The sequence below is a fragment of the Acinetobacter sp. 22301 genome (assembly GCF_052045285.1).
GTDB classification, from domain to species: domain Bacteria; phylum Pseudomonadota; class Gammaproteobacteria; order Pseudomonadales; family Moraxellaceae; genus Acinetobacter; species Acinetobacter pittii.
Window position 1 is genome coordinate 354,763 of record NZ_JBQEOR010000003.1, and the last position, 11,769, is coordinate 366,531.

The 11,769-nt window shown below is 38.5% G+C and carries 11 protein-coding genes; 2 read left to right on the forward strand and 9 right to left on the reverse strand.

Annotation, left to right across the window (positions count from 1 at the left end):
• Positions 1-117 precede the first annotated feature (117 nt).
• Positions 118-2,922 carry a DUF2339 domain-containing protein gene (locus ACTJJH_RS08145; protein WP_440600975.1) on the forward strand — a complete coding sequence of 935 codons (2,805 nt, stop codon included), beginning with the start codon at positions 118-120 and terminating at the stop codon, positions 2,920-2,922.
• Here the strand turns inward: ACTJJH_RS08145 and ACTJJH_RS08150 are convergent.
• Together ACTJJH_RS08150 and ACTJJH_RS08155 are read right to left on the reverse strand one after the other, a co-directional pair.
• Positions 2,912-3,829, reverse strand: a complete 918-nt coding sequence (locus tag ACTJJH_RS08150; protein ID WP_005066312.1) for a mechanosensitive ion channel family protein — start codon at positions 3,827-3,829, stop codon at positions 2,912-2,914. The genes ACTJJH_RS08145 and ACTJJH_RS08150 overlap by 11 nt on opposite strands.
• Before the next feature lie 9 nt (positions 3,830-3,838).
• The gene (locus ACTJJH_RS08155; protein WP_002117309.1) at positions 3,839-4,660 is read right to left on the reverse strand and encodes a hypothetical protein; all 822 of its coding nucleotides are present in this window, start codon (positions 4,658-4,660) and stop codon (positions 3,839-3,841) included.
• Positions 4,661-4,756: 96 nt separating this feature from the next.
• Here ACTJJH_RS08155 and gspE point away from each other — a divergent pair, with 96 nt between their 5' ends.
• Positions 4,757-6,247 (forward strand): type II secretion system ATPase GspE, encoded by a 1,491-nt coding sequence (gene gspE, locus ACTJJH_RS08160; protein WP_016803110.1) that lies wholly within the window; start codon positions 4,757-4,759, stop codon positions 6,245-6,247.
• A gap of 56 nt (positions 6,248-6,303) precedes the next feature.
• On the opposite strand, the gene ACTJJH_RS08165 is transcribed toward gspE, so the two are convergent.
• The 7 genes from ACTJJH_RS08165 to ACTJJH_RS08195 all read right to left on the reverse strand — a co-directional run bounded on the left by ACTJJH_RS08165 (position 6,304) and on the right by ACTJJH_RS08195 (position 11,251).
• Positions 6,304-6,735, reverse strand: a complete 432-nt coding sequence (locus ACTJJH_RS08165) for an organic hydroperoxide resistance protein (RefSeq protein ID WP_002117290.1) — start codon at positions 6,733-6,735, stop codon at positions 6,304-6,306.
• Positions 6,736-6,822: 87 nt separating this feature from the next.
• Entirely contained in the window at positions 6,823-7,260 is a 438-nt protein-coding gene (locus ACTJJH_RS08170; protein ID WP_005804299.1) for a MarR family winged helix-turn-helix transcriptional regulator, read from the reverse strand.
• A 165-nt stretch (positions 7,261-7,425) separates the two neighbouring features.
• Positions 7,426-7,800, reverse strand: a complete 375-nt coding sequence (locus ACTJJH_RS08175; RefSeq protein WP_440600976.1) for a DUF4951 domain-containing protein — start codon at positions 7,798-7,800, stop codon at positions 7,426-7,428.
• Positions 7,801-7,814: 14 nt separating this feature from the next.
• Complete coding sequence (locus ACTJJH_RS08180) at positions 7,815-8,639, reverse strand: carbon-nitrogen hydrolase family protein (protein WP_005066320.1); 825 nt, start codon at positions 8,637-8,639, stop codon at positions 7,815-7,817.
• Positions 8,640-8,668: 29 nt separating this feature from the next.
• Entirely contained in the window at positions 8,669-9,190 is a 522-nt protein-coding gene (gene gigB / locus ACTJJH_RS08185) for an anti-anti-sigma factor GigB (RefSeq protein WP_002117273.1), read from the reverse strand.
• A 102-nt stretch (positions 9,191-9,292) separates the two neighbouring features.
• The gene (gigA, locus tag ACTJJH_RS08190) at positions 9,293-10,261 is read right to left on the reverse strand and encodes an RsbU family protein phosphatase GigA (RefSeq protein ID WP_416698791.1); all 969 of its coding nucleotides are present in this window, start codon (positions 10,259-10,261) and stop codon (positions 9,293-9,295) included.
• Between the two features lie 111 nt (positions 10,262-10,372).
• Positions 10,373-11,251 (reverse strand): MlaA family lipoprotein, encoded by an 879-nt coding sequence (locus tag ACTJJH_RS08195; RefSeq protein ID WP_017399935.1) that lies wholly within the window; start codon positions 11,249-11,251, stop codon positions 10,373-10,375.
• Between the last annotated feature and the right edge of the window lie 518 nt (positions 11,252-11,769).

Genomic DNA, 11,769 nt, shown 5'->3' on the forward strand with positions numbered 1-11,769 from the left:
TGAAAACGGCTATGAATGCAGGTTTATGATTTTTGCAGTATTTTGTATGTATAAATATACGCTTGTATTGGCTTGAAGTAAGATGACCTGTAATGAAGGTGTCATATTGCTAAGCCCATGTATAAAAAAGACAAACAGGGAATGATCATTGTTTTGATCGCTTTGACTTTGTTTTTAGCCATTTCAATTGGTTTTAAATTTCAGAGTGCTGTTATTGCTTTATCTATTGCACTTACTGTCATTCTAGTTCAATTACTGTCAAATCTACATGAGCGTTTAACTCATTTAGAACAGCAGTTTTCTCAGCAGAAAACGCCACTTTATTCTATTCACATGCAAAGAACAGTGATTTATGCAGCAGCCTTGGTTGCATTAGTTGCTTATATCAATCATTGGATGTGGATTGCTGGTGGGGCTTTACTGGTTTTATTGCTATGTTTGATTCAAACCATCAGTGCATTTCATACTCGACTATTATACCTCGAGTCAGCAAAACAAACTGTTCATGTAAATGAGACCATACAAACAGAAGTTATAAATCCTGTAATAGAACAAGTTAGTTCCAATAATACAGACACGCTAGTCCCAGCGGGAACGGCACCTTTAAATCAAACAGAACAACCAGCACATGTTCAGACCGCATGGTGGCAACCAGCCGTAGATTGGATGATTCATGGTAATCCAATCTTAAGAGTTGCTGTTGCTGTGCTTATGGTTGGGGTCGTGTTGCTATTACGTTTTGCAAGCGAGCATTGGCAACTTAGTTTAGGTGTGAAACTTGGATTTATTGCGATTGCTGGAGGTGTGTTAACGGCATTTGGGTATACATTGCAAAAGAAAAATCAGCTTTTTGCTGTGGCACTGCAAGGTGTCGGGCTGGCTGTTGTATTCCTGACACTTGTGTTCTCTCATCATTTTGGTGTAATTGCCAACCTAACTACAGCGAGTATTCTGTTTACGATTTTATTAGCTATTACAGTATTCCTGAGCTTAAAACAACAAGCTATTTATTTGGCAATATTAGCACTTGGTATGGCTTATGCGGCTCCTTTAGTTATTCCGCAATATCGCCCTGATGTAACCTTCTTATTTAGCTATTACTTAGTAATTAACTTAGCAGTTGCTGCGGTTAATTTTATTCAGCCTTGGAAAATCTTAAATCAAATAGCTTTTTTTGCCACAATGTTTATTGGTGGTAGTGCAATCGCATTTTATGCAGAACCCGCAAAATTTAATACATTAGACTGGATTTTGTGGTGCCATATCGCGCTGTTTATTTGGCTTAGTGTCCGTTATAGCCAAAATATATCTCGGACGTCAGCAAATGAAAAACAAGAAGGTATTCGCTTACGTCCGCTCTTGGATGTTGGTCTTATTTTTAGTGTGCCAGTACTGGGCTTTACCCTTCATGCCTACTTAGTACATGAGTCTACACAAGCATTGACGATTGGTGCAGCCGTCTTGGCAGGTACCTATGCAGTATTAACTTTCTGGATTAAAAAAACTCATCCACAGCTTTCGGTCCTTGCAAAAAGCTTTTTCATTCTCGCGGTTGCGTTTTTTGCCTTAATTTTCCCGCTTGCAAAAGGAGCACATTGGACAGCAATTGGTTGGGTTGCTCAAGGTACTGCTTTAATTGTGTGGGGAGTAACTGAGCGCTACCGTTTAAGCCGATATATTGGTGTAGTTTTAGTTTTACTTAGCTCTATTGCACTGTTTTATCAAGTGTGGGCAAATGAAGAGTTCCCAACGCTAAGCACAAGCATCTATGCAATTGCCCAATTTATTTCTGCCTTTTATTTACTGCAATACAATAGTAAAGAGCAACGCTATTTTAGCGCAAGCATGTTTAGTGGCATTTTCTTGTGTTTAGGGATGTATGCAGGTGCTGTAGCTGGTGTAGAAATAATGACATGGCATCATCATTCTTTGAGTCCATATTTGATGTTCGCCGTAGTTCTAATCGCAATATTTAGTGCAGTTGTTCACTATAAACTTCGTGTGCAATGGCAAAGTTTGCAGTTAATTTTAATTAGCTTGTTACTGTTCTTAGTTTTGGGTGAAGCCTTTACCAGTCAAGTATTCATTCTGTTTAAATGGACCGATCTATTACGGCAGAGTTCTTTCCTAGTCGCTACCATTATTCTAAGTGCCTTATTTCTTATGGCTCAACCGCAGTCGGATGAGTCTGGGTACTTAAATGTCTGGGCTGGTTTAAGCTGGTTGGCGTTAGCAATAGTTGGTTTGGCGATCTTTCCAAAAATGCCAGTTGTTGCTCTGGCTTTTATTCCTGTGGTTTATTCGCTTTGGGCGTATAAGGCTCATAAAACTACATTGTTGCATCAAATTCCTGTTTGGTGTTTAAACTTAATTTGGTTGCTAGTTGTGAGCATTGATCGCCACTCTGCTGAGTACCTTTATTTTGTTCCTTTATTTAATTTAACCGATTTTCTTTCTATTATAGTATTTGCAGGTCTGCTCTTTATTATTTATCAACATGCTTTTGATCAAGATAAATCACTGGAGTGGACTTTTAAAATTACAACAATTTTAGCTGGGTTATTGGTATTCAGTAGTGTGGTCGTTAGGGGCTTACATCATTATTGGGGAACGCCACTATGGGGCTTAGCAATTTGGACGAATGGTGAAGTGCAGTTAAGTTTGACATTGCTTTGGGTCATTTTGGCATTTGTATTAACTACATTCTCAAGCCGTAAAATGATTCGTCAACTCTGGTTTGTAGGTGCTGCACTTTTAGGTATTGTGGTATTAAAGTTGATTTTGCTTGATCTATCACAAAGTGCGACATTAACTCGAGTCATTTCGTTTATTGGAGCAGGTGGAGTAATGTTAATTATTGCTTATCTTGCGCCATTACCCCCGTCGTCTACCGCGCAGAAGAATCAAGAGCCTAAGCTTTAGGCTCTCGTTTTAATTCTTTTTGATTGCTATATTGATCGATATCGTCTTCAGCAAAACCGGTAGACGGTCGATCAATCAAGCCCATTTTAGGAACAGGAATTTCAATTCGGTTATCTAAGAATCCATTTCGGATTCGTTCTTGCATTTCATCTCGAACTTTTAAAGAGTTCTCTTGTCGACACCACATTGTGAATAAAAGCTCAATTGATGATTCTCTGAACGCGGTAACTGTAACTGCAGGTTTGGGATCATCCAGTACGAGAGGGTAATGAGCTGCTACATTCAGTAAAACCTCACGTACTTTAATAATATCTTCGTGAAAGTTGATTGCGAGCGTAATTGGGATGCGCCGTATCGGATATTTAGACAGGTTATGTACAGGCGCACGAATAAGCTGTTCATTCGGCAAACGAATATAGACATTGTCGAGTGTAAGTAATTTTACCGAAAGCAAATCAATTGAAATGACTTCGCCTTCAATGGTATTACCACGAATGAGAGTAATCTGGATCGTATCACCGACTTCAAATGAACCTTCACCAATCAAAAATAAACCACTAATCAAGTTACTGGCAGATGTTTGCGATGCAAAACCGAGTGCTACAGTTAAAATCCCTGCTGCACCGAGGAATACACTAAGTTTGAACCCAGCTTCTTTCAAACTTGTCATGATGAAGAGTAAGAAAATGAAATAAAAAATACCACGGCGCCATACAAGGCGTTGGTGAGCATTAAAACGTGAGCCAATGGTTCTAATAAACGTATTCGAAATAATACGAGCAAGAACAAAGCCAATGAAACACAGTACAACAGCGACTAAAATTTCACTAATACGTTCGGTATTGATATTGGTAAATATACTTTTGAGGCTATCAGCGATATCTTTTGGAATATTTGAATCAGCCATATAAACCTCTTAAAAGAATGAATCAAACATATTAAATAATGCTCCACCAGGTGAGCGTGGTGGGTGAACATAGGTCACTTCACCAGCAAGAGGTGGCGTACGATTTTCAATACGAATACGTGCCGGACGATCAGAACCCTCATAATAAACTTTAATTTGAGAAGTCCATAAACGACCTGTACTTTCACTATAAAAAAGAGGAAGGGCGGTAACTGGCACATTCATACGATCAAAGCGTAATTGATGATTACTTGTGTTGTGAAAGTCGATTGGAGTAACAGCACGGAAAGCGCGTGGTGTTAATAGATTCAAATCAGTACGGCCATCCACGGAAGTGGCATAACAGATTTCTCCTTGCTGCGCATTAGGACCAAACCACGTATCTTTAGGCTGAATCACAGGAATCTCAAACAAAGGTTCATGCTGACTTTCAACTAAGCCTGCAATCCATAATGGTGTGCTGATATATAGAGTCCCACGTTGACCTGCTGGAATATAAATAGGATCGACTGGTTTAATAACCACAGAACGATCTGCCAGACGTGGCATCAGTAAAAATTCTGGGTTGGTCTTTCGAAACATGTAACGTTCTACTTGAACCGTATGCGGAAAGGCAAAATGTGGATCGGCAATTGGGTGCCAATCTTGTTCATTATCGTCTTGAAGAGAGGGGCGATAATATTCGATGCGCCATTCTTTTATGCCACGTGTTAAACGAAAGAGCATTGAACCGAATTGCCATGCTTTGGACTGGTTAATTTCAAAGTGCTGTTCACCCCACCATTTTAAAGAATTCTGGGGGCGAGGCTGATATTCATTATTTTCAAACAAGACGCAAAATTCCTCTACCGAGTTGTTAAACAGACTTCACGCTGTAATCTGCTTAGAGTACACTCAAAATCATCTTACTCATCATTATAAATTGTGATGCAAATATTGAAACAAATACAAGTTCCATATAGTTTTGCCAAGCGTCATGGTGTTTTATTTCGTTATGACGGTGATCAGGTATTTATTATTAGACGTCAAAACACTGAAAAAATTGCATTGCAGGAAGCAAGACGTATCTTGGGTAAGCCAGCTCATTATCAATTATGTACTGAACAAGAATTTAATACGCTCTTAAGTACGAGTTATGCAGGTGATACAGGGGAATCACAACAAGTTGCAGCTGGTTTAGAAGACCATCCGGATTTATTGAGTTTGGCCGACCAGGTTCCCGAAACAGAAGATTTGATGGACCAAGAAGATGACGCACCTATTGTTCGTCTGATCAATGCACTACTCTCTGAGGCAATTCGAGTAGGGGCTTCTGATATTCATATTGAAGCTTTTGAAAAGAAACTATCTGTACGATTACGTGTAGATGGTCAACTACGTGAGATTGTACAACCACGCCGTGAGCTGGCGCCTCTACTGGTTTCGCGTATTAAAGTTATGGCGAAGCTCGATATTGCTGAAAAACGTGTACCACAAGATGGACGGATTTCTTTACGTCTTGCTGGTCGTGAAGTGGATGTACGTGTTTCAACTTTGCCATCGTCACATGGTGAAAGGGTCGTTATGCGTTTGCTTGATAAACAAGCGGGCCGACTCAACATGACTCACTTGGGTTTAATGGCTAATGACTATGAGCGTTTAACTCAGTTAGTGCATCGTCCTCACGGTATTATTTTGGTCACAGGGCCTACTGGTTCGGGGAAAACGACCACCTTATACGCAGCTTTGTCTGATCTAAATGACAATACTCGTAATATTTTAACTGCTGAAGATCCAATCGAGTATCAACTCGAAGGTATTGGTCAAACACAAGTGAATACCAAAGTGGATATGACATTTGCTCGTGCTTTAAAAGCAATGTTACGTCAAGATCCTGATGTGGTAATGGTGGGGGAGATTCGTGATCTGGAAACTGCTGAAATTGCGGTTCAAGCATCTTTAACAGGCCATTTGGTTTTATCAACACTACATACCAATACAGCTATTGGTGCAGTTACTCGTCTTAAAGATATGGGGATTGAGCCCTTCTTATTATCAAGCTCTTTAATTGGGGTGATTGCTCAACGTTTGGTTCGTACTTTATGTCCACATTGTATGACATGGCGTGAAGCCGATACTTTTGAGAAACAGGTTTTTCAGCATATTCATAATAAACCGTTGTTGCAGTTACCTGAAGCCAAAGGGTGCGATCATTGCTCACATTTAGGTTTTAATGGACGTACAGCGATTTATGAAATCGTACCAGTTGATGAACCCATGCGCCGTCTGATTCATGGTAATGCAGCTGAATATGAATTAGAAAATCATGCTCGTGAGTATTCAGGTTCTATTCGTGATGATGGTTTGCGCAAAGTACTTGCAGGTAAAACTACACTCGAAGAAGTGCTTCGTGTAACTAATGAGGCAAGTGAAGCATAATATTTAAGATGTAAAAAATGCCCGATTTGATTCGGGCATTTTTTAAATATCAAAACTTATTCAGTCACAATATTAAACGTCACATCAATATTGTTGCGAGTTGCATTTGAATATGGGCAAACAATGTGGGCTGCTGCAACTAACTTTTCAGCTTCTTCACGATCCATACCCACTAAGTAAACATTTAAAGTTACTTCGATGCTAAAACCTGTAGGAATTGGGCCAATACCTACTTCACCTTCTACATAAGCGTCTTTACTAATATTAAATTTATCGCGGTTTGCAACAAATTTTAAAGCACCTAAAAAGCATGCTGAATAACCAGCTGCGAATAGTTGCTCTGGATTTGTTACAGCACCACCTGCGCCACCCATTTCTTTAGGTACACCAAGCTGTACATCTAATACACCGTCTGATGAAGTAGCACGGCCATCACGACCACCGGTTGCTTTAGCTTTTGCACGATAAACAACTTTTTCTAATGACATCGTTTTTATTCCTAAAATAAATTGAATACAAATATATCGTACACGACTTAATTATTTTGACAAGTATATTTTTAAAAAAATTGCTGTTTATTTGACTAAGTTTGTACGGAGTTTAGTAAGTTGATCTTTAAGGCCTAGTAGTGTTGTCATATCACATGAACTTGCTTCTAATACGCCTGATGGAATATGGATTGCTTGATCTTTTAATTTTTTTCCTTCATCACTTAGCGTAATAATCACTTGTCTCTCATCTTGAGTTGAACGGGTACGATGAAGTAAATGAGAGGCTTCTAACTTTTTCAAGATAGGAGTGAGGGTAGATGATTCTAAAAAAAGTTTAGCTCCAATTTCTGAAACAGTCACTTCATCCTGCTCCCATAACACTAACATCACTAAATATTGGGGATAGGTAATGCCCAAAGGTGCTAGAAGTTTTCTGTAGAGTTGATTAAGCGCTAAATTCGTTGAATAAATGAGGAAACATAATTGATTCTCAAGCTTTAAGTTTTGACAGTCTTGGTCCATATCTTCCTCAAAGAAACTAGTATTGCTTTTGTAGTATATCGCGTTCTATTCAGTTTCTTAAATGTTCATAAGAATAGGTTATGAATAAAGTAAATTAAGGGATATAAAAAATGGAATAATTACATCAATTATTCCATAAGATAAAAATAGTCTAGATGAAAGTGTTTACCACAAATCTGCAATCTTTTTCATTAAACGCGCACGATACTTCGCAGTAGGATTATTTGCATTACGTTGCTGCTCTTGTTCATAAAAATCTTGCCATGCAGTAATCATTTCAAGCGTAGTTCCTTGTTTTTTAATCACAGAAACATCTGCTGGCTGAATATTTTCTAAACGTTGTCTTGCACCTTCTGCGCCTGTACCCCAACCAATAATTCTTTGGCCAAAAGCGGGCAAGGGGATATTTTTAGGAGTTTCTGGAAGAATATCTGATTTGAGCTGTGCAGTAGGCGAAACAAAATAGTTTGTTGTACCAAGCTCTGCATAACAATGAATATTTGCCCCCAAGCAAAAAATGCTAAATAAGTATTTCCACATGAATAATTAAACTTTTAATAATGAATCAATTTACGGTGAGTCATGAGAGGCATTGAAGAGCGGACGAGTTCTTGTGCTGTTAAATCAAAGGGTACAGTGATTAAACCACTCCCTTCATATCCAATCATACTTAAAATTTGACCACGACTATCTGTTGCCCCAGAGTGTCCCCAGGTTTGTCGTTTTTCACCATGCCAGCCCTGTTGTGCTGCGCCTAAAACATAACATTGGCTATCCATTGCCCGAGCTTGTAGCAAAAGCTGCCAGTGCATTTGTCCAGTTGTATAAGTAAATGCAGCAGGAGCAGTCAGAATATGAGCGCCTTGTTGTCTCAGAGTTAGAGCAAGCTCTGGAAAACGTAAGTCATAACATACCATTAAGCCAATATTGCCAAAAGGGGTAGATGTGACTACTACGTCTGTTCCAGGTTCAAAAAAACGAGACTCTTGATAACCACCGACCGCATCGCCCACTTGTACATCAAATAAATGGATCTTATCATAACGTGCTTCTGTACGCTCAGGGCTAATACAAAGACTAACCGTCCGGACTCGACCATCTTGAATAGTAGATCCATCTGGACGAAATGGGCATGGTAAGGTACCGGCCACAATCCAGATTTGATATTGATGTGCTAGCTTCTCAAGCCGTTGTTGAATAGACTCAAATTGCTCAGCTGTTTCGCGTTGTTTTCCAGCTGCAAAACATACAAAGTTTTCGGGGAAAACAATCAGGCTAGCATTTTGCGCCTTACTTTGTTGAATCAACGACTCAATGACTTGAAAATTATTTTCAATATCATCTTGAGAGTTCATTTGAGCAACAGAAATAAGGGTCATATTCTAATAATCCGGCTTAATGATTAAAGTCAGGCATTTTGCTTATCTGATACCTGTTCAAGCGTATCTTGTTCTTTCTGTAACTGCTTCACAAGTGGCTCAAACATGTTCTGATTGTTTGCATTGAGTTTCATCAATGTCTTATGTGCATCCAGAACTGTTCTTAGCATTGCATTATGAGTGATCTGTTCATCAGTTAACGTTAATGTGCAAACGTTAGGATCGCCACAGTAATTCAAAATGACAAAAACCTGCCCTAGCCCCATACTGTTGGCTAAGGTTGTGATATCTGGATTGGTAGATAGCATCACAGCTTGAATATGATGAGTTTGTTTAAGCTTTAAACCTAGCTTAGCCAGGATGCCTAACACCGTACTATCAATAAATGTTGTTTGGGTTAAATCAACGATTGCACCAACAACATTCTCTTGCTGTTCAATTCTGTTTAAAAGTTTGTCTAGACTTATACAAGAATGGGCTCGCACTTCACCAATAAGTTTGAAAATATGCGTTCCATTTAAACTTGCATATTCAACATGACCTGTTGACATATAAATGCCATTTTCAGAGAAGGATAGAAAAATTATCACATAGTGCCATCGCAGACTCAAGAGTCCTTAAGTCGTATATTATGTAATTAATTGATTCGTAAATTAATTCATTCGACAAAGACTGAAGATGGCAATGTCATCAGCCACATGATCGGGTGCTTGGAATGATTGATTTTGCAAATGATGAACCAATTGTTGGAACTGATCATTTAACCCACCATCAAAAGGTTCAAGTGCTCCATCTGAGCAAACAATGAAACGTGCTTGGTGATTTAATGTACAAACATGCTCTTCAACTTCGAGTTCATCAGTCAAGCCTAATGGGAAGCTACTTGTTGTTAGAATTTTGGGAGCTTGATTGGGTTCAAAAATGATAGGAGGAGGGTAGTGCCCAGCACTTGACCAACGAAGTGTATGCGTTTCAAGGTTTAAAATACCCACCACAATCGTAATGTGCTTTTCAATATTCTCTTGAACCAACATTCCATTTAATTTTTTTATTAATTGTCTTGGGGTTTTAGAGCGGCCATGGAAAGCTGCCATCCAAGAGGTTAATAAGCTGCTAGTTACGCCATGTCCTGAAACATCGGCAAGATAGAATAAAACTTCCTTATCATTTAATTTCCAGTAGTCATACCAATCACCAGAAAGATAAGCTGAAGGCTGAAAGAAAGTTTCGACTTGATAATTTAATAAATCAATTGGATTAGGTAATAGTCTTTTTTGTAGTTCAGCAGCCGAAGGTAAATCGCGGCTATCTTGGTTACGTTTATATTGGGCATCGATTCTTGATAATGCTTTATTTAAATCGTTAGGTAGTTGATTCCATACCCAACCTGCAAGAGCACCCGCTTCCCAAGCTTGAGCTAAAGCGCTACCTTCATGTTCAAAAGCAATGACAACCGTTGGTAAATTCCATTTATATGTCAGGAAATCTCGTACATCTGCTATTGCAATGATGGTTGGATCATATAAATCTAAATCATCTATGTTAATGACTTGTAAGCCTGGCAATTTATCCAAAGCTTGCTCTAAATAAGGGATAGAGCGTGTCGGTTTGATAAAATACATAGAAGAGATGGTAGTCCTTTTATATGATCACTTTATTCATCATAGAGTATGTATGATCAAAATCAAGGTATTGCCGAACTCTTAATCCGAGCAATACCTCGATTTCATCTTTTAAGGGTTTTGATTCTCATCTGGCGTATCTTCTGAGTCATCATCAATGAAAGATACATCAGCTGAGTCACCCTTTTTCTCTGCAATTTGGAATGCTTTACGTTGGAGGTATAAATCTCGAATCATGGCGTATTGATCACCTTGTAAGGTCTGATCTAGATCTAGATATTGAGCGCGCGTATCAACCGCTTGTAACATATTACTTGACCAATAAAGACCATCTTGATCATCCATAACATATTTCTGTGGACGTGCTTGGGCGTCTACTGCTAAACCAAAACCATCACGTAAGGTACTTGGACCGAAAAAAGGCAACATCAGGAATGGGCCAGAAGGAACACCATAGTAACCGAGAGTTACACCAAAATTCTCTTCTTCAGTCGGTAAACCTAAACGGCTGGCAGGGTCAGCTAAACCAAGAGTAGTTAATGTATTAATTGTAAAGCGACCTAGGGTTTTTGCCGCACGGCCAGGGCGGCCTTGAATAAGCTGGTTAACAGCATTCCAAGGTTCTCCAAGATTTTTGCGGAACTGACGATAAGAACCACGTACATCTTCTGGAGTCTTTTCTCTATATTGCACAGCAACTGGACGTAAAAAATTTCGGTCCAACATGTCGTTAAATGAGTAAATTGGACGATTTAATGACTGTAATGGATCTTTTACAGGATCTGGTTGTGCTGCATTCGCATTAATTTTTAAATCTTTAACTTTAATATTTTTTAAATCTTTAATAATTTGTGAGCGCGTATGAGTCGGTGCTGTTTCTTCTAATGAGCTAGCATCAGAAGATTCGCTTATAGTATTTTCTTGAGCATATAAAGAGGTACAAACACCTACAGATAATAAGCTTAGTAAAATTAAATTAGAATAATTCATATAATTCCTTAACCGCCAGCCAGGCTAATACTTAAATGTGCAGTTGGGTGGAGATATGTTTTAATACAAAATTGATAACCTATTATCAATGTAAAATTGATCAAATAATATAGATAAAATGCTAAAAAGCTTAAAAATTGTCCAGTTGATGATATTGATTTAAAAAAAGGGTTGCAAAGGTAAGTTAATGGTCTATAATGCACATCCATCGGCGGTGATGCAGATAGAAACTTGTTGAAAAACAGTTACTTGGAATTGAGTTGGTTGCTTTAAGTGATGAATTTGATGGTAAGTTGGTTTGAGAGATAAGTTTTAAAAATATCGAAATTACCTGTTGACTTTTAAGAGATTAAGAGTAATATAGCCGACCTAGCTTGCTGGTGACGAACCAGGAAGAAGATCATTAAGAGAATTGAAGAACAACTTGTGTGGATTTTTACTGATTGATTAATCGAAATAATTTTCATTGATTGATTGGTTTAAATTACTCGAAGTTTATTTGAGCGAAATTTAAGTCA

Excerpts from the sequence above, each read along its gene's own strand:
- ACTJJH_RS08145 (WP_440600975.1), top strand. The coding sequence starts at position 118 with ATGTATAAAAAAGACAAACAGGGAATGATCATTGTTTTGATCGCTTTG.
- ACTJJH_RS08150 (WP_005066312.1), bottom strand. The coding sequence starts at position 3,829 with ATGGCTGATTCAAATATTCCAAAAGATATCGCTGATAGCCTCAAAAGT.
- gspE (WP_016803110.1), top strand. The coding sequence starts at position 4,757 with ATGCAAATATTGAAACAAATACAAGTTCCATATAGTTTTGCCAAGCGT.
- ACTJJH_RS08165 (WP_002117290.1), bottom strand. The coding sequence starts at position 6,735 with ATGTCATTAGAAAAAGTTGTTTATCGTGCAAAAGCTAAAGCAACCGGT.
- ACTJJH_RS08170 (WP_005804299.1), bottom strand. The coding sequence starts at position 7,260 with ATGGACCAAGACTGTCAAAACTTAAAGCTTGAGAATCAATTATGTTTC.
- ACTJJH_RS08175 (WP_440600976.1), bottom strand. The coding sequence starts at position 7,800 with ATGTGGAAATACTTATTTAGCATTTTTTGCTTGGGGGCAAATATTCAT.
- ACTJJH_RS08180 (WP_005066320.1), bottom strand. The coding sequence starts at position 8,639 with ATGACCCTTATTTCTGTTGCTCAAATGAACTCTCAAGATGATATTGAA.
- gigB (WP_002117273.1), bottom strand. The coding sequence starts at position 9,190 with ATGTCAACAGGTCATGTTGAATATGCAAGTTTAAATGGAACGCATATT.
- gigA (WP_416698791.1), bottom strand. The coding sequence starts at position 10,261 with ATGTATTTTATCAAACCGACACGCTCTATCCCTTATTTAGAGCAAGCT.
- ACTJJH_RS08195 (WP_017399935.1), bottom strand. The coding sequence starts at position 11,251 with ATGAATTATTCTAATTTAATTTTACTAAGCTTATTATCTGTAGGTGTT.